This is a genomic window from Rhizobium sp. NZLR11, assembly GCF_019685115.1.
GTDB lineage: Bacteria > Pseudomonadota > Alphaproteobacteria > Rhizobiales > Rhizobiaceae > Rhizobium.
The window spans coordinates 215,389-231,593 of record NZ_JABDWD010000002.1 but is presented as its reverse complement, the minus strand read 5'-3'; the positions used below and the strand labels follow the sequence as shown (position 1 = coordinate 231,593).

Annotated in this window: 17 protein-coding genes; 8 read left to right on the top strand and 9 right to left on the bottom strand. The window is 63.4% G+C overall.

Annotated elements, in window-relative coordinates:
* The first annotated feature begins 10 nt into the window (after nt 1-10).
* Genes HJB83_RS04905 through HJB83_RS04875 form a run of 7 tightly spaced genes read left to right on the top strand, consistent with a single transcriptional unit; the run spans nt 11 to nt 7,103 of the window.
* On the top strand, nt 11-1,525 hold the full coding sequence (locus HJB83_RS04905) for a sugar ABC transporter ATP-binding protein (protein WP_221131349.1): 1,515 nt from the start codon (nt 11-13) through the stop codon (nt 1,523-1,525).
* On the top strand, nt 1,522-2,484 hold the full coding sequence (locus HJB83_RS04900) for an ABC transporter permease (protein WP_207585013.1): 963 nt from the start codon (nt 1,522-1,524) through the stop codon (nt 2,482-2,484). Before HJB83_RS04905 ends, HJB83_RS04900 begins: the two co-directional genes overlap by 4 nt.
* Entirely contained in the window at nt 2,481-3,422 is a 942-nt protein-coding gene (locus HJB83_RS04895) for an ABC transporter permease (RefSeq protein WP_221131348.1), read from the top strand. Before HJB83_RS04900 ends, HJB83_RS04895 begins: the two co-directional genes overlap by 4 nt.
* A complete protein-coding gene (locus tag HJB83_RS04890; RefSeq protein ID WP_207585015.1) occupies nt 3,419-4,375 on the top strand; it encodes an amidohydrolase in 957 nt (318 codons plus the stop codon). Before HJB83_RS04895 ends, HJB83_RS04890 begins: the two co-directional genes overlap by 4 nt.
* The gene (locus HJB83_RS04885; protein WP_221139412.1) at nt 4,368-5,678 is read left to right on the top strand and encodes an alanine racemase; all 1,311 of its coding nucleotides are present in this window, start codon (nt 4,368-4,370) and stop codon (nt 5,676-5,678) included. The genes HJB83_RS04890 and HJB83_RS04885 overlap by 8 nt, the downstream gene beginning before the upstream one ends.
* Before the next feature lie 35 nt (nt 5,679-5,713).
* A complete protein-coding gene (locus HJB83_RS04880; protein ID WP_207585017.1) occupies nt 5,714-6,058 on the top strand; it encodes a RidA family protein in 345 nt (114 codons plus the stop codon).
* A gap of 31 nt (nt 6,059-6,089) precedes the next feature.
* Nucleotides 6,090-7,103: a succinylglutamate desuccinylase/aspartoacylase family protein gene (locus HJB83_RS04875; RefSeq protein ID WP_221131347.1), complete on the top strand. Its 1,014-nt coding sequence runs from the start codon at nt 6,090-6,092 to the stop codon at nt 7,101-7,103.
* On the opposite strand, the gene HJB83_RS04870 is transcribed toward HJB83_RS04875, so the two are convergent.
* The 7 genes from HJB83_RS04870 to HJB83_RS04840 all read right to left on the bottom strand — a co-directional run bounded on the left by HJB83_RS04870 (nt 7,100) and on the right by HJB83_RS04840 (nt 13,005).
* Nucleotides 7,100-8,284: a hypothetical protein gene (locus HJB83_RS04870; protein ID WP_221131346.1), complete on the bottom strand. Its 1,185-nt coding sequence runs from the start codon at nt 8,282-8,284 to the stop codon at nt 7,100-7,102. The two genes, HJB83_RS04875 and HJB83_RS04870, sit on opposite strands and share 4 nt — an antisense overlap.
* A 96-nt stretch (nt 8,285-8,380) precedes the next feature.
* On the bottom strand, nt 8,381-9,055 hold the full coding sequence (locus tag HJB83_RS04865) for a 4-carboxy-4-hydroxy-2-oxoadipate aldolase/oxaloacetate decarboxylase (protein ID WP_207585020.1): 675 nt from the start codon (nt 9,053-9,055) through the stop codon (nt 8,381-8,383).
* Between the two features lie 91 nt (nt 9,056-9,146).
* Nucleotides 9,147-9,983, bottom strand: a complete 837-nt coding sequence (locus tag HJB83_RS04860; RefSeq protein WP_207585021.1) for an ABC transporter substrate-binding protein — start codon at nt 9,981-9,983, stop codon at nt 9,147-9,149.
* A 31-nt stretch (nt 9,984-10,014) separates the two neighbouring features.
* Nucleotides 10,015-10,779: an amino acid ABC transporter ATP-binding protein gene (locus HJB83_RS04855; RefSeq protein ID WP_207585022.1), complete on the bottom strand. Its 765-nt coding sequence runs from the start codon at nt 10,777-10,779 to the stop codon at nt 10,015-10,017.
* Nucleotides 10,776-11,531, bottom strand: coding sequence for an amino acid ABC transporter permease (locus HJB83_RS04850; RefSeq protein WP_207585023.1), 756 nt, complete (start codon nt 11,529-11,531; stop codon nt 10,776-10,778). Before HJB83_RS04850 ends, HJB83_RS04855 begins: the two co-directional genes overlap by 4 nt.
* Nucleotides 11,528-12,235, bottom strand: coding sequence for an amino acid ABC transporter permease (locus HJB83_RS04845; RefSeq protein WP_207585024.1), 708 nt, complete (start codon nt 12,233-12,235; stop codon nt 11,528-11,530). Before HJB83_RS04845 ends, HJB83_RS04850 begins: the two co-directional genes overlap by 4 nt.
* Nucleotides 12,232-13,005 carry an SDR family oxidoreductase gene (locus tag HJB83_RS04840; RefSeq protein ID WP_207585025.1) on the bottom strand — a complete coding sequence of 258 codons (774 nt, stop codon included), beginning with the start codon at nt 13,003-13,005 and terminating at the stop codon, nt 12,232-12,234. The genes HJB83_RS04845 and HJB83_RS04840 overlap by 4 nt, the downstream gene beginning before the upstream one ends.
* A 232-nt stretch (nt 13,006-13,237) precedes the next feature.
* Here HJB83_RS04840 and nac point away from each other — a divergent pair, with 232 nt between their 5' ends.
* Nucleotides 13,238-14,143: a nitrogen assimilation transcriptional regulator NAC gene (gene nac / locus HJB83_RS04835; protein WP_207585026.1), complete on the top strand. Its 906-nt coding sequence runs from the start codon at nt 13,238-13,240 to the stop codon at nt 14,141-14,143.
* 14 nt (nt 14,144-14,157) lie between these two features.
* Here the strand turns inward: nac and HJB83_RS04830 are convergent, their stop codons facing one another.
* On the bottom strand, nt 14,158-15,360 hold the full coding sequence (locus HJB83_RS04830; protein WP_221131345.1) for a pyridoxal phosphate-dependent aminotransferase: 1,203 nt from the start codon (nt 15,358-15,360) through the stop codon (nt 14,158-14,160).
* Between the two features lie 60 nt (nt 15,361-15,420).
* Nucleotides 15,421-16,188, bottom strand: a complete 768-nt coding sequence (locus tag HJB83_RS04825; protein WP_221159540.1) for a 5-oxoprolinase subunit PxpA — start codon at nt 16,186-16,188, stop codon at nt 15,421-15,423.
* Nucleotides 16,189-16,205: the final 17 nt, after the last annotated feature.

Sequence of the window (16,205 nt, the reverse complement as noted above, 5' to 3'; positions counted from 1 at the left end):
GGACGCCGTCATGACGGAAGAAGCGCCCCTGCTGGAAGCCCGGCAGGTGTTCAAGGGATTTTTCGGCAATCCCGTTTTGAAGGGCGTCGACATCGCCCTTCTGCCGGGCAGGGTTCACGCCCTGCTCGGTGAAAACGGCGCCGGCAAGTCGACGCTGATCAATCTCCTGTCCGGCTCCCTCCAGCCCGACGGCGGGTCCATCCTCGTCGACGGCAGGCCGGTCGGGCGTTTCAGCCCGGCGGCGGCGCGCGCGGCCGGCATCGCTGTCGTGCAACAGGAGCTGAGCCTCACGGCCAACCTGTCGATTGCCGAAAACATCGGGATCGGCGCGTTTCCGCGCCGGTTCGGTCTCATCGATTACGGAGCGCTTCATCGCGGCGTGCAAGAGGTTTGCGACCTGGTCGGGCTGACAGAACCGCTCGACGTGCCGGTTGCCGATCTCGCGCTCGGCCGCCGTCAGATGGTGGAGATCGCTAAGGCGCTGTTCCGCAGGCCGCGTGTGCTTATTCTGGATGAACCGACCTCGTCGCTCTCCGCGCATGAAGCCGGCATTCTTGCCCAGCTGATCGAGACGCTCAAGGGTCGCGGCACGGCACTTCTCTATATTTCCCACCGCCTCAACGAGGTGCAGGCGCTCTGCTCGCATGTCACCGTGCTGAAGGACGGCGGCGTAACGGCCGACCAGTCGCTGTCCGGCATCGACGGCGAGGGTCTGGTGCGCCTGATGGTTGGTCGCGAAACCGGCGACCTGTTTCCGCCGCGCCCGGCCGCGGTACCCGGTGCGATGCGCATCAGCGTCGAAGGTTTTTCGGCCGGCATCGTGCGTGACATTGGTTTCTCCGCTCGCGTCGGCGAGATCGTCGGCATCGGCGGGCTTGTCGGGCAGGGTCAAGAAGACCTGCTGCTCGGCCTCTATGGCGCGATTCCAGCCTCGGCGACCCGGGCGGAGGTAGCGGGCAATCCCCACCTGCCCGCCCATGTCGGCGCGGCGAATGCGGCTGGTATCGTCTACGTCCCGGCGGACCGCAAGCACGAGGGACTGGTGCTGCCGCATTCGATCGCCTCCAATCTCATCCTGCCCTCGCTCGGGCGGCTTGCCCGCAAGGGGCTGCGCGACGCGAAGGCGGAAAACGGCCTGGTCGCCGATCTCGCGCGCCGGCTGACGATCAAGGGCGATGCGGCCCGGCCGGTGCAGGCGCTTTCCGGCGGCAACCAGCAGAAGGTGGCGCTCGCCAAATGGCTGCCGCTCGATCCGTCTGTGCTGCTCCTCAACGATCCGACGCGCGGCGTCGACATCGAGACCAAACGTGAGATCTACCTGATGCTGCGCGCCTTCGCCGCCGAGGGGCGGCTCGTCATTCTGGCCAGTTCCGATACGCCGGAACTCGTGCATCTCTGCGACCGTGTCGTGGTCCTGCGCGAGGGGCGCGTCGCGGCGACGCTGTCAAAAGATCGGATCAGCGAAGGAGCGATCGTCGGCGCGGCCATGGGCGTGACGACCACGACGCAGGGAGAGGCGGCATGAATACAATTTCGGCATCCCGTCTCTACGGCGCGATCCAACTCCGCCGCAACCGCGGCCTCGCCGGCCTCTATCTGGTCGTCGCTGCCTTTCTCATCCTCTATGCGCTGCTCTTTCCCGGCATCCTTTCCATCGGCGGCTTTTCGAAGTTCACGCAGAACTGGTTTCCGCTCGCGCTGGTCACCATGGCGCAGGCGCTGCTGATGCTGAATGGCGGCATCACGCTGGCGATCGGGCCGCTGGTCAGTCTCGGCGCGGTGATCGCCGCGACGACGATGGAAGGGCCGCTCGGTGTGCCCGGCGGCATTGTCGCGGTCGCCGTCGCCGGCCTATTGATCGGCGCCGTCACCGGCGCCATCGTGACACATCTGAGATTGCCGGCGATCATCGTCACGCTGGCCGGCTCCTTCATCATCGGCGGCGTCGCGCTCATCCTGCTGCCGCGGCCGGGCGGATTCATTCCCGATTGGCTGTCGACGGTGCTTGCCGGCCATACGCCCGTCGCCTTCCTGCTGCTCGTCGTCATCCTCATACTCTGGAAAGCCTTTCTGGCAACGCCGCTCGGCCTCGGCATCTATGCGGCCGGCGACAACCCGGTCGGCGCATTCCGCTCCGGCGTGCCGGTCGAACGGGTGAAGGTCGCAGCCTTCGCGCTCTCCGGCCTTCTTGCTGCTCTCACCGGTCTCTTCGTTGCGGCGCAGACCGGCTCGGGCGATCCCATCATCGGCACGCCCTTCACGCTGAACTCGATCGCCGCCGCCGTGCTCGGCGGCGTGGGTTTCCTCGGCGGCAAGGGCACGATGCGCGGCGCGATCTGCGGCAGCCTGCTGCTCTCGGTGATGATCAACGTGATGTTCTTCCTGGGCTTTCCGCCCGTCGCGCAATATGTCGCGCAAGGCTTGATCATCGTCGGCGCAGTCGCCGTTCCGGAACTTCTTGGAGTATGGAGGGCAAGACGATGAACATCATCCGGTCTGCGTTCCGCAATCCGCCGCTCCTGACCTTTCTTCTGGTCGCGCTCGTCTGGATCGTTGCAAGCTTCACGCTTCGCGGTTTCGGCGCCTACGGCCATCTGCGTTATCTGCTGGAGCTTGCCGCGGTGATCGGCATCGTCGCTGCCGGCCAGACGCTCGTCATCCTGATGGGCGGCATCGATCTTTCCGTCGGTGCTGTCATCACCGTCACGGCGATGCTGCTGCCGCTGATTTCGCCCGCCTGGGATCCAACCGGCCTTGCCGGCATCGCGGCGGCCCTTGCCATCGCCACCGGCATCGGCCTGATGAACGGCGCGGGGGCCGCCTATCTTCGTGTGCCGCCGATCATCATGACGCTCGCGATGGCGACCTTCCTGCAGGGCCTGCTCGTCATCGTCGCCGGCGGCAGCGCCGTCACCGTCAGCAATCCGGCGGTCATTCTGCTCGGGCAGGCGCGGCCGTTCGGCATCCCCTCGGGCATCCTGCTGTGGCTCGTCGTCTCGGTCGTCGTCCTGCTGCTCATTCATCGCATGCCGATCGGCGCACGGTTTCTGGCGCTCGGGGCGAACCCGCTCGCCGCCCGGCTTTCCGGCGTCAGCGTCACCCTCAACACGCTGATCGTCCATACTCTGTCCGGCTTTTTCGCCGGGCTTGCCGGCATTCTCGTGCTGGGCATGAACCGGCAAGGTTATGTCGGCATCGGCGATCCCTATCTGCTGACGTCGATCGCCGCCGTCGTGCTCGGCGGCACCTCCATCCTCGGCGGCCGCGGCACCTATGCCGGCACGATACCGGGGGCGATCCTGCTCGTCACCACGACGGCGCTGATCACCGTCGTCAACGCCTCCCCCGGCTGGCGGTCTATCATGTTCGGCACGCTGATCCTCGCCCTTCTGCTCGTGTCCGGCCGTGAGGCACGCAGATGACGGCGCGCTACGACGGGCCGGTGATCGATCCGCACCACCATCTCTGGGACCTCAGCCTGCAGCGCCACCCCTGGCTTCAGAAGGCGCGGGCTTCCGGCGAAGAGATGGTTTTCGGGAGCCTCGCGCCGATCCTGCGCGACTACGGCATCGATGATTATCGTGCCGATGCCGGGCGTCAGAACGTCATTGCAACCGTGCATGTGGAGGCTGGCTGGTCCGATGCGCATCCGTTGGAAGAGAGCCGCTGGCTGGAGGGTCTCGACCGCAGCTCCGGCGTGGCGAAGCGTTATATCGCACGGGTTCCCCTCGACGGGCCGGACGCCGCGCGCCTGCTCGAAGCGGAAGCGGCGAGCCCTTATGTCGTCGGCATCCGCGATATTCTGAGTTGGCATTCGGAGCCGGCGAAGAGTTTTGCTCTGCGCGCAGATCGCATGGCCGATCCCGCTTGGCGGGCGGGGCTTGCTCACGCTTCACAGTTGGGGCTGGTCTTCGAGCTGATGCTCTACCCCTGGCAGATGGATCAGGCCCTCGAGCTGGTGCGCGATTTTCCGCAAACGCTGTTCGTGCTCAACCACGGCGGCAGCCCCGCCGACCGATCGGAGGACGGCATGGCGCTCTGGCGTCACGGCCTGCGAGCGCTCGGCAAAGAGCCGAACGTGCGGTTAAAGATCTCCGACCTCGTCGCCTACGACAATGACTGGACGCTCGAAAGCCTGCGGCCGGTGATCGAGCACTGCTTCGATTGTTTCGGCCCTGAACGTTCGATGTTCGCCAGCGACTTTCCGGTCGCGGGCCTGCACGCCTCATTCGACGAGGTCTATCAGGTTTTCCGCACGGTCGCCGCGCAACTTTCTCCCGACGAGCAGCGCGATCTGTTCTTTGCCACCGCCAACGACACCTATCGCCTCGGTTTGGGCGATCCGGCCGAGATCGGGCGAGGCCGCCATGTCTGACCTTCATGCCACGACGGAAAACCGGCTGATCGACGACCGGGTTCGCGGCTTTCCGCCGGACAACCCTCCGCTTTCGCCTGCTGCAATCGGAACGCAGGGGTGGAAGCCCTATGACGGCAGGATGGCCCTGCCGCTGATCTCGCTCGACCGCCGGGCCTTCACCGGCAATGTCGAACTGATGATGGCCTATGTGAAAAGCCATGGCGCCGACATCGCGCCGCACGCCAAGACCCCGATGTCGACGGTGCTGGCAGACGCGCTTCTTTCGGCAGGCGCCTGGGGCACGACCGTTGCCGATATCCGCCAGGCAGCCGTCCTGCTCAAGGCGGGACAACGCCGGCTGATCCTCGCCAACGAGATCGGTGGGATCGCCGCTGCTCGCCGGCTTGCTGCCCTGCTCGGCCACTATCCGGATGCGGAATTCCATATCTTCGTGGATTCGACAACGCTCGTCGAGGCGCTTCGCTCCGCATGGCGTGAGCGCGCAGATCTGCCGCCTCTCGGCCTATTGGTTGAGTTCGGCGCCGGCCGCGCCGGTCTTCGAAGCGCCGCCGCTGCCGAGGCAATCCTCGATGCGATCCTGGCCATTGAGACGCCGGCCTTCCGGCTCACCGGCATCGCCGCCTATGAAGGTGCGGCCGCGACCGCCAATGCCGACGAGACGATGCACCGCATCGGCGCGCTGATGGCCCTGACCGCCGAATTCCTGCCGAAGATACGCGCCCGCATCGGCAAGGAGCGGCCGCTTCTCGTCACATCAGGCGGTTCGGTGTTTTTCGACATCGTGGTGGCCCGGCTTTCAGCCGCCGTCGCAGCCGATCCCGCCTGCCGGCTGGTGCTGCGCAGCGGCGCGATCTTCTTCCACGATCACGGCATCTACGAGCGTGGCCTTGCCGGCCTCGACGCGCGCGGCGGTTTGCGTATCGGCGGCGAGACGGTTTCGGCGGCGGCCGGTTTCCGTCCGGCGCTGCGCGTCTGGGCCGAGGTTCTGTCGCGGCCGGAGCCGCAGCTTGCGATCTGCGGCATGGGCATGCGCGACGTGGCAATGGACCAGGGCCTGCCGCGGCCGCTGGCGCTCTATCGCCATGGCGCCCGCCTTACCGATTTGGGAAGTGCCGACGTTATCCGGCTCAACGATCAACATGCCTTCGTCACGCTCGCCGATGGCAGTGATATCGCGGTCGGCGACGTCATCGAGTTCGGCATCTCGCATCCCTGCACCTGCCTTGACCGGCATGCAATCCTGTATGGCCTCGACCCGGATCATTCGGTGACGGCGGCCTATCTGACCAGCTTCGGCTGAATTCTCCCTGCAAAGCCAAGAAAAGGAAAACCCGCATGATCCAGCGTTACCAGAAAGGTTCGCGCATGAGCCAAGCCGTCAGCTATGGCGGTCTCGTCTATATTGCCGGTCAGGTCGCGGAAAATCGCAAGGCTGATATCGAGGAGCAGACCCGCGACGTGCTCGGCAAGATCGACGCCCTTCTGAAGGAAGCCGGTATCGACCGCTCGCGTCTCCTCGCTGTCAATGTCTTCCTGCCGGCGATTACCGATTTCGAGGCGATGAACGGCGTTTATGACAGCTGGATCGACATGGAAAACCCGCCGGCCCGCGCCTGCGTCGAGGCGCGCCTCGCCGATCCGGATCTGCGCGTCGAAATGACCGCGGTCGCGGCGCTATAATTGCACGGCAACCGCCCGCACTGGAGACTTCATGCACAGCGGCCTCGTCAATCCGATCGACTTTTCGCGCGAGGGCCGACAGGCTGGCCATCTCGCCATTCCCTATTCGATCGATCGTTCGCCCTATTATCAGATCCGCATTCCGATCCTCCGTCTCAGAAATGGTGAGGGACCGTCTTTGCTGCTGATGGCCGGTAATCATGGCGACGAATACGAGGGCGAACTCCAGCTCTCCCGGCTGATCCGCCTGCTTGAAGTTACTCAGATCCGCGGTGCCGTCACCATCCTGCCGATGGCGAACCTGCCGGCGGTGATGGCGGCCAAACGCTGCTCGCCCTTCGACGGCGGCAACCTCAACCGGGCCTTTCCCGGCGATCCCTTGGGGTTGCCGACGGCGCGGCTGGCGCATTTCCTCGAACACGAACTCTTTCCGCGCCACGACGTCATGCTCGACCTGCACTCGGGCGGCACGTCGATGGCGCACCTGCCCTGCACGCTGATCGAGCGGCAGGCCGACGCCGCCCGCTTCGAGCGATCCGTCTCGCTGATGCGGGCGATCGGAGCATCGCATGCCTTCATCGCCGACAACGGGCCGGCGGCGCCGACATCGATGGGGGCTGCGGCACGGGTGGGGACTGTCGGTCTTTCCGGCGAGTTCGGCGGTGGCGGGACCGTGACGCCTGCGACGATGGCCTTCACCGCGGCAGCGATCGACCGGTTGCTCCTCACGCTCCGTATCGTCAAACACCCGATCCTGTCGCGAGCGACCCTCGCCGAACCGGGGCCGTTGCAGCTTCTCTCGCTGTCCCGGCACAGCCAGGGCATCTATGCCAACCGCAGAGGCTGGTTCGAACCGGCCGTCACGCTTGAAGCCACCGTTTCTGCCGGCGATCTGGCCGGATGGTATCACGATCTGGAACGGCTGGAGCAGCCGGAGGAAGAGCTCCGCTTTGCCGAGAGCGGCATCGTCATTTCCCAGCGTCTGCATTGCGACAGCCAGGCCGGCGACTGTTTAATCCAGGTCGCCGAACCCATTGCAGCTTAGGTGATGGCGGCGACGGCCGCCTTGACCCAGTCGAGACGCTTTGCGGGGATGAGGCCGTAATTGTAGAAGTTCACGCCGTCGGCACCGGCATCAACGGCCGCCTTGGAGCGGGCCGCCAGCACAGCGGCTTCACCGACCTCGGGATAGAAGACGCGCAGGCCGACCCCGAGGAACTTTTCCGATCCAAGGGCTGCCCGGCCGGTGCGGATGACATCGCCGATCGAATCCGGCTCCATGTCGTAGCAGCAGAGGATCGCCCCGTCGCAGAGCCTGCCGACGGCTGCGAGATCGACGCCGCCGAGCCAGCCATCCTTCAGGTCGATGAGCACGATGCGTGTCGCCGGATCGGCTGCCGCCTTGATCTCGCCGATCAGGCTGGTCACCGGTTCGCTGCGCCAGGCAAGAAAGGCATGCAGATCGGGGTGGTCGCGGAAGGCGTCGTTGCCCGCTGCCGGAAAGTCCGGGAACTGCCGCTCCGGGACAGCCCTTTCGCAGAGTTCGGTGATGAAGCGCTTGACCGATCGGCGCGCGCCTTCGACCGGTACGCCGGCCTTGGTGGCGCGCGCCGTGCAATGGTCGCAGAAGCAGAGCGACAGCAGGAAATCGTCTTCGGCGTTCAGGCCGACACCATCTTTTTCGTGATGGTATTCATGCGCGAAACCCATGAAGTTCGGGCTTTCGAGTTCCACCATGTCCGGCCGGTAGTTCGTCGTGATGTCGCGCACGAGAGTGACGGCATAGGCACGCGCCGCCGGGCTGGAGGGGCAAAGGTTGTAATAGTTGGGATTGCCGAAGGCGTTCTGCGTCGCGTGGTCGGGGTGCAGCATGCCGAGGCGGCTATTATGGAGGCAGACCGTCCAGCAGGAGACCTTGAGACCGGTTGTCTCACGCTCCCTGACGAGCGCTTCCAGCATGTCGCCGCGCTCGGCTACATTCCTGGCCATCAACGGCCGGATCATCTTGTCCTGCCACAGGCTTTCATCCGGCCGGAAATAAACCGTCCCGTCCTCGGGAAAATAGGCCTTCTGTTGCGGGCTGCGCGGCTGGAGAAAGCGGCCGGCATGATAAGAGGTCGCAAGGCTGACCGTATTGAGGCCGGCCCGGTTGCGAAGCTCGGCGGCAATCGTGTCGACCCCCTGATCATGGATATCCCAGGGGTAAGTCCACATGGAAAGATGCATGGCGCGCTCCCAAAACTGTCCACTTTATAGAACACGTGTCCATAATAGTGTCCAGGCTGATCTTTGGGTGCAGGCCTTCGGCGCTCCCGCCGTGCATCAAATATCCACGACAAGGCCCTTGGCTTTCAGCACCGCGTCGAGATTGCTGACCTCGATGACCGACTTGCCCTCTTTGTACGCGGCGATATAGCCGGCTTCGGCGTCTTCGCGGGCCTGCGAGAGCCGGGCGGCTTCCCGCGCTTCCTGCCTGCGCACGACCACCAGTCCGTCGGCATCGCCGACGATGATGTCGCCGGGATTGATGGTTTCGCCGCCGACGATGATTGGGTCGTTCACCGCCGCAATAGTTTCCTTCACCGTGCCCTTGATGCAGACGCTGAGCGAGAAGACCGGGAAACCGAGTTCCCGCAGTTGCAGCGTGTCGCGCACGCCGGTGTCGGTGACGAGACCGCCGATGCCCTTCGCCAGGCAGGCATTGGCGAGCACATCGCCGAAGGATCCGGCCTCCTCGTATTCCCCTGCCGATACGACGATGATATCGCCGGGCTTTGCGTAGTTGATGGCAAGCTGCAGCATGATGTTGTCGCGCGGCGCACATTTCACCGTAAAGGCCGGGCCGCACAGTTTCATGCGGTAGTCGACGGGCTTGAGGCGGGAGGAAAGTGCGCCGCGGCGTCCCTGGGCTTCGTGGATCGTCGCCGGCGAAAACTTGGAAACGGCGTCTATATCGGCTTTATCAGGCCGCTCAGTGATATCTTTTATATGGATCATGGATGCCTCACATCGTTGGTGACGGCGGGCATGCCCCGCCGTCGGATTTCGTTTGGAAATCGTCACTTGAGGACGTTGAGGCCGGGAGGCCTCACGGGATCGGGTCGAACTTCAGCTCGGAGAGCGGCACGACCTTATCGGTGCGGGTCATCTTGTATTCGGTATCCGGGCCGAGCCACTTGTCCCAGATCTTGTTGATCTCGCCCGCTGCGTCGAGCTTGTGAAGGATTTCGTTGACCTTGGCGGTCAGCGCCGGCTGATCCTTGGCCATGCCGATGCCGATCGGCTGGTAAAGCATCGGCTCCTCGATCATCCGCATTTCCTTGCCCTTGCTCTTCGATTCATTGACGAACTTGGTCGTCGTCATGGTGTTGGCCACCATGCCGCGGGCCTTGCCCTGCTGGACGGCGAGATAGGCCGAGGCTGTATCCTGGAATGTCAGCGGGTCGGATTTGTTAAGCTTGATCGACATTTCCGAGGTCGAACCCTTGGTCGAAGCGAGGCGCTGGCCTGCATAATCGGCCTTCTTCTTGCCGGCATCGTCGGCCGGCACGATCAGCATCTCCTTTGCGAGATAATAGGGATCGCTGAACTGGATCTGCTCGGCGCGGCTCACCGTATAGGCGAGGTTTGCAACGGTGATGTCGACGCGGCCGAGCTTGACCTCGGGCACGCGGGCTTCGACCGAAACCGGCTTGATTTCAGCCTTGACGCCCAATTCCTTGGCGATGGCGCCGCAGAGATCGACGTCGAAACCGGCCATTTCGCGGGTCTTCGGATCCGGCGAAGCGAAGGGGGGAACGTCGGCGAAAGTCGCGCAGCGCAGGGTCTTCGCCGACATGATGGTGTCGAGCTGATCGGCTTTCGCGGGCAAGGCGGCCGCCATGCCGGCAAATGCGACGGTGAGGCTCAGGTATTTCCAGTTCATTGCTGTTCTCCTTTGTTTTTGGTCGTTGGTCTCAATGCCTGAGATCAGCGAGGAAACGCTGAGCCCGGGGATGGGTCGGATTGTTGAAGAAGTCCTCGGGAGTCGCCGTTTCGATGATCTGGCCCGCATCGATGAACCAGATCCGATCGGCGACGTCGCGCGCGAAACCCATTTCGTGGGTGACGCAGAGCATGGTCATGCCTTCGGACGCCAGGCTCTTCATGACGGCGAGCACCTCGCCGACCATTTCGGGATCGAGCGCACTCGTCGGCTCGTCGAACAGCATCACCGGCGGTTCCATGGCAAGGGCGCGGGCGATCGCCACCCGCTGCTGCTGGCCGCCCGACAGTTGACCGGGATAGGACCGGGCCTTGTCGGCGAGGCCGACCCGATCGAGCAGCTTAAGGGCCTTTTCGTGCGCGGCAGCGGCTGCCACGCCTTTCACCCGGATCGGCGACATCGATACGTTTTCGGCGACCGAAAGATGCGGAAACAGGTTGAAATTCTGGAATACGAAACCGATCCGGCTGCGCATCGTATTGAGTTCTCTCGCCCGCATCGAGGCGTGAATGTTTTGCCCGTCGAGCGTGATCGATCCGCTATTGATCTCCTCAAGGCGATTGATCGTGCGGATCAGCGTGGATTTTCCCGAACCGGACGGTCCGCAGATGACCACGACCTCGCCGCGCGCAACCTGCGCATCGATGTCCTTCAGGACCGGATAGTCGCCGTAGCTCTTGCAGACCTGCGAAAGCCGGATCGTCTGCGATTCCTGCGTTGAAACGGACATGGTCATAGCTGCTCCGATACGATTTTCGACGGCGTGACCAGGGCGGCGGGGACGTTGAGAAGTCCCGCACGCCGCCGCGTGATGCGCCGCTCGAGGCGATTTGCGAAGTAGGTCAGCGTCCAGCAGATGGCGAAGTAGACGATCGCCAGGATGAGGAAGACCTGGAAAGGCTGCGTCAGCAGCTGATTGTTGACCTGGCTTGCCGCAAAGGTCAGGTCCGGCACGTTGATCACGTAGCCGAGCGTCGTGTCCTTGATCGTCGACACGAAGGTGGAGAGGATGCTCGGGATCATGTTGTAGAGCGCCTGCGGCAGGATGATGTAGCGCATCGCGCCGATATGACCGTGGCCAAGCGCACGCGCCGCATCCATCTGGCCCGGTCCGAGCGCGACGATGCCCGCACGGACGACCTCGCTCAGGAACGCGCTCTGGTAGACCACGAGTGTCGTCAGCATGGTGACGAAGCTTGGCACGTCGGCGCCGGTCAGCAGCGGAACCAGGAAATAGCTCCACAGGATGAGCATCAGCAGCGGCACGCCCCTGGTGAAATAAACAAGGGCAGTGACTGGCCAGCGCAGCAGCGGCGACTGAGAGAGCCGCGCCATTGCAAATACGATGCTGACCGGAAAGGCGAGAGCGATGCTCAGCGCCGACAGGATCAGCGTATTGGCGAGCCCGCCGAGCGGTCCGTTCGGATATTGGCCGATCAAGAGCAGCAGCCAATAGTCTCGGACAATGGCGATCATATCGTGGATCATGCGCGCGCGCTCCTGGCAGGATCCGCGCGCATCGACAGATAGGCGCCGATGCTCATGATCACGAGCGAGAAGAAGAGGTAGAGAACGGTGCCGATCAGGTAGATTTCGAAGGTCCGGAAGCTGAGGTTCTCGATTTCCTTGACCGCATGCGTCAGTTCCGACGCCCCGATGATGACGGCGAGACTGCTGTTCTTGAACAGCGAGACACTATGATTGACGAGCGGCGGCAGCGCGTTGCGCACGCCCTGCGGCATGATGACGAAACGCATCGCCGAGACATAACCGTGGCCCAGCGCCCGAGCCGCCTCCATTTGGCCGGGACCGACCGAGCGCACGCCCGAACGAAGATCTTCGCTGAAATAGGCCGCCTGGCAAAGCCCAAGCCCGATCACCGCGAAGATGGCCTCGGCATTATGGATGGCCAGCCATTCTCCCAGCCCGCTCGGCATCAGGGTGAAGATCCCGAAATACCACAGCATCAGCTGGACCAGGGTGGGGACGTTGCGGTGGTAGGATACGTAAGCGGCAACTATCGGATCGCCGAAGCGAAAGGGCGACAGACGCAAACTGAGCAGCAGAACTGCCAGCGCCATCGCTAGCGACCAGGATCCGGCAAAGATGATGAAGGTCATCTCGATGCCATGCAGCAGCATGGCGACATATTCCGGATTTCCGAGGATTGCCGAAAGGTCGAAACCGCTCACGGAGTTGGCTCCCCGGAGGGATCTGTCTTTAGCTGCGGCCTTGCGGTCTGCAGGCCACCCATGACCTGCAGCGTCGGCGTGATCTCCATATGTCCGATGTTGACGGCGACGGGGGCCGATATGGCGAAGGCGATCGCGTCGGCGATATCGCCCGCCTGCGGCAGTTCGAAACCGTCGATGAACTTTTCCCGAATGCTCGGATCATCGCCGTGGACGTGATTGAAAATATCCGTGGCGACGCGGCCGGGGCAGATTTCCGTGACCCGTACCCGCTTGCCGAAAGCGTCGATGCGCAGCTGGTTGGACAGCATGCTCACCCCTGCCTTGGTGGCGTGATAGGAGGAATTGCCGCCGAAATTATAGGCGCCGGCGATCGACGAGATGTTGATGACGTGGCCGCGGTCCCGCGCCACCATGCCCGGCACGACCAGGCGGCAGATGTGCAGGACGGCTCGCAGATTGACGTCGACGATGAGATCGATATCGCTTTCGTCGGCTTCCAGAAACTTCTTCGGCCGGTCGACGCCGGCATTGTTGACGAGGATGTCGAATTCCACCCGACGCGCGAGCTCGGCGATCGCCTCACGGTCGGTCACATCGATGGTGTGGGCGACGCAGCCTGTGCGTGTCGCCAACTGTTTCAGTGCTTCGGCACTGCGGGCAACGGCATGGACTTCGATGTTCTCTCGGCGAAGCCGCTCAACCACGGCTGCGCCGATACCGGAGGATGCGCCGGTCACCAGTGCGGTCTTGTAGTCGGAGAATGGCATTGTCGTTCCCTTGTTGTTGAAAGAGAGAGTAGCGAAGCTTCAACCCCTTGCCTAAGACCGATTATCTCTGGAGCAATAAGCAACGGTTATGGAGCCGGTGCGGTCTGCCGAAGAAGAGAAAGCGGCGATGCCGGCATTCTCTCGCGGCCTTGCCTCAGGCCGCGTCGCGTTGCAAAAGCGACGCGCGTCTGCAAACATGCCATCCGCAGATCAGCACGGTACCCCGATCCCCATGGACATCAGACGCCTCAAATCTTTCATCGTGATCGTCGACAGCGGCAGCATCACGCGAGCGGCGGATCTTTTGCATATCGCCCAGCCGGCTCTCAGTCAGCAGCTTGCGGCGCTGGAAGAGCATTTCGGCCACAAGCTGCTGATCCGCAGCCAGCAGGGCGTCAGCATGACCGATGCGGGACACGCGGTGTATCGCCATGCGCAGATTATCCTTCGGCAGATGGAGCAGGCGCAGGCCGATGCATCGGCGGCCGGAAATTCGCTTGCCGGACGCGTCTCCGTCGGCCTCGTGCCGTTCAGCAGTGCGGCGACGCTCTCGGTCGACCTGCTGGCGGAGACCCGGAAACGGCATCCCGGAATTCTCCTGCATCTGACCGAAAGTGTCGGTCAGACCTATAGCCAGATGATCATGAACGGGCGGCTGGAGATGGCGCTTCTCCACGGAACCGGACCGATCAAGGGCGTGCGGTTCGAACCGATCCTCAGCGAAGAGTTTTTCCTGGTCGCCCATCGCGACTTTGCCATTGAAGCGGATGCGAAACCGGTTCCGGTCAACACTCTCGACGGAATACCGCTGCTCCTGCCCCCGGTCTATAATTTCGTCCGCCGCGCGGTCGATACCGCCTTCACCCGCACGCGCACCAATTTGAAAGTCGTGGCGGAAGTCGAAATCGTCCGCACGCTCGCCCGCGCGGTGGACGGCGGTCTCGGCGCGACGATCATGCCGAAAGCCATCGCCGACCGCATCGTCTCTGAATCGAGCGAGCCGCTGATTTGCCGGCTCGTCTCGCCCCGGATCGAGGAAACCCTTTCGCTTTGCGTTTCCGACCAGAATCCCTTGTCGGAACCGGCCCTTGCCGTCCGAGACATCCTTCTGGAGTTGACGGCGCGGCTGAAAGCCTGAGACGCAATTGCCGGTCAGCGCATGTCCTTGCAGAACTGGGCTATGCGCGCGCAGCCTTCATCCAGTTTCTCCATGCTCGTGGCGTAGGAAATGCGGAAGAAGGGGCTCATTCCGTAAGCGGCGCCTTGCACGGTTGCGACATGATGCTCTTCCACCAGCCCCATAACGAAATCGACGTCAGTCCCGATCTTTCGACCGCCTTTGCTGGTCTTGCCGATCAGCCCTGAAATGTTGGGATAGATGTAGAAGGCGCCTTCGGGCCGATGGCAGCGCAGCCCTTCCACTTCCGACAATTTGGCGAGCACGAAGTCGCGTCTTTCCTTGTAGATCGCCGCACGCTCCTTCAGCAGATGCTGAGGCCCGTCGAGCGCTGCGGTCGCAGCCGCCTGCGTCAATGTCGCGATGCCGCCGCCATTCTGGCCGTTGACGTTGCTGATGGCGGAGATCAGGTCTTTCGGTCCGGCGCAAAAGCCGAGCCGCCAGCCGGTCATCGCGTAAGCCTTGGAGACGCCGTTCATCGTCAGGACGCGATCGTACAGTCCGGGCTCGACCTCCGCGATCGTGCAGAACTGGAAGTCGTCATAGACCAGGTGTTCGTAGATATCATCGGTCATGATCCAGACATCGGGATGGCGCAGCATGACCTCGGCGATGGCCGCCATCTCCGCCCGGGTGCAGGCTGCTCCTGTGGGATTATTCGGGAAATTCAGGAAGAGCCATTTGGTGCGCGGCGTGATTGCCGCTTCCAGATCCTCCGGACGCAGTTTGAAGCCGGTCTGCTCGTAGCAGGGGACCGCGACCGGGACGCCGCCGGCGAATTTGACGATGTCGGCATAGCTGACCCAGGAGGGTGTGGGAATGACCACCTCGTCACCCGGATTGCAGGTTGCCAGCATGGCATTGAAGATCACCTGCTTGCCGCCGGCCGAGACGACGATCTGGCTGGCATCGTAGTCGAGATTGTTGTCGCGCTTGAACTTCCTGATGATGGCTGACTTGAGGGCCGGCGTCCCGTCCATCGGCGGATATTTCGTATCGCCGGCAAGCGCCGCCGCATTGGCTGCCTCGATCGCGTGTGCCGGAGTGGGGAAATCCGGCTCGCCGGATGAGAGGCTGACGACCTTGATCCCCTTGGCGGCCAATTCCCGGGCGCGCTGTGTCATGGCGGCGGATGCGGATATGGAGACGTTTTTCAGGCGATCCGATATGGCGGACATCACGATGGTCCTTCGATGAGACTTTGGAAGAAAGACCGCCGGCAGGCGATCGGGATTGCGTCAGTCGGCGAGTTCGGTGGCCGGAGCGAGCGTCTCGCCCCTGGCCTCGATCTCGCCGCGCACGATGCCGGCAAGCTCAAGCGCGCCCGGCGTGTCGCTGTGGACGAGAATGGAGCGCGCCGGCATGGCGATCACGGCGCCGTCGATCGTCTCGACGCTACCGTCGAGCAGGAATTTTCGGACGCGGGCGCGCACCGCAGCTTCATCCTTGATCACGGCGCCGGGAAGCCCGCGCGCAACCAGCCTGCCGCCGGCGTCATAGGCCCGGTCGGCAAGGAATAGCGCCAATGTCTTCAGGCGCGCGCGTTTCGCCGCCTGCTCAATTCCGCTGCCCGATGTGACGAAGACGACGAGATTGGCGTCGACGGTGGCAATCGAGTCCATCATCAGGTCGGCGAGGACAGGATCGCGGTTGACCATATTGCCCATGGCCGCATGGAAGCTGATATGGGAGACAGCGACCCGCTCGCTTCTGGCGATCGCCATCAGTGCGCCGAGCTGATAGAGCATCTGCTGGCGAAGCTCGTCTGCCTGGAACGGTATTTCGCGTCGGCCGAAGCCCAGCCGATCGGGCAGGCCGGGATGGGCGCCGATGCCGACACCGTTCAGTTTCGCAAGCCGCACCATGCGCCCCATCGTCTCGGGGTCGCCGCCGTGGAAGCCGCAGGCGATGTTGGCCGAGGAGACGATTTTCATCATCGCTTCGTCATCGCACAGCCGGTAAGGACCAAATCCTTCGCCCATGTCGGAATTCAGATCGATCTTCATCAGTTCCTCCTTTCGCC

Excerpts from the sequence above, each read along its gene's own strand:
- HJB83_RS04905 (WP_221131349.1), top strand. The coding sequence starts at position 11 with ATGACGGAAGAAGCGCCCCTGCTGGAAGCCCGGCAGGTGTTCAAGGGA.
- HJB83_RS04900 (WP_207585013.1), top strand. The coding sequence starts at position 1,522 with ATGAATACAATTTCGGCATCCCGTCTCTACGGCGCGATCCAACTCCGC.
- HJB83_RS04895 (WP_221131348.1), top strand. The coding sequence starts at position 2,481 with ATGAACATCATCCGGTCTGCGTTCCGCAATCCGCCGCTCCTGACCTTT.
- HJB83_RS04890 (WP_207585015.1), top strand. The coding sequence starts at position 3,419 with ATGACGGCGCGCTACGACGGGCCGGTGATCGATCCGCACCACCATCTC.
- HJB83_RS04885 (WP_221139412.1), top strand. The coding sequence starts at position 4,368 with ATGTCTGACCTTCATGCCACGACGGAAAACCGGCTGATCGACGACCGG.
- HJB83_RS04880 (WP_207585017.1), top strand. The coding sequence starts at position 5,714 with ATGATCCAGCGTTACCAGAAAGGTTCGCGCATGAGCCAAGCCGTCAGC.
- HJB83_RS04875 (WP_221131347.1), top strand. The coding sequence starts at position 6,090 with ATGCACAGCGGCCTCGTCAATCCGATCGACTTTTCGCGCGAGGGCCGA.
- HJB83_RS04870 (WP_221131346.1), bottom strand. The coding sequence starts at position 8,284 with ATGCATCTTTCCATGTGGACTTACCCCTGGGATATCCATGATCAGGGG.
- HJB83_RS04865 (WP_207585020.1), bottom strand. The coding sequence starts at position 9,055 with ATGATCCATATAAAAGATATCACTGAGCGGCCTGATAAAGCCGATATA.
- HJB83_RS04860 (WP_207585021.1), bottom strand. The coding sequence starts at position 9,983 with ATGAACTGGAAATACCTGAGCCTCACCGTCGCATTTGCCGGCATGGCG.
- HJB83_RS04855 (WP_207585022.1), bottom strand. The coding sequence starts at position 10,779 with ATGACCATGTCCGTTTCAACGCAGGAATCGCAGACGATCCGGCTTTCG.
- HJB83_RS04850 (WP_207585023.1), bottom strand. The coding sequence starts at position 11,531 with ATGATCCACGATATGATCGCCATTGTCCGAGACTATTGGCTGCTGCTC.
- HJB83_RS04840 (WP_207585025.1), bottom strand. The coding sequence starts at position 13,005 with ATGCCATTCTCCGACTACAAGACCGCACTGGTGACCGGCGCATCCTCC.
- nac (WP_207585026.1), top strand. The coding sequence starts at position 13,238 with ATGGACATCAGACGCCTCAAATCTTTCATCGTGATCGTCGACAGCGGC.
- HJB83_RS04830 (WP_221131345.1), bottom strand. The coding sequence starts at position 15,360 with ATGTCCGCCATATCGGATCGCCTGAAAAACGTCTCCATATCCGCATCC.
- HJB83_RS04825 (WP_221159540.1), bottom strand. The coding sequence starts at position 16,188 with ATGAAGATCGATCTGAATTCCGACATGGGCGAAGGATTTGGTCCTTAC.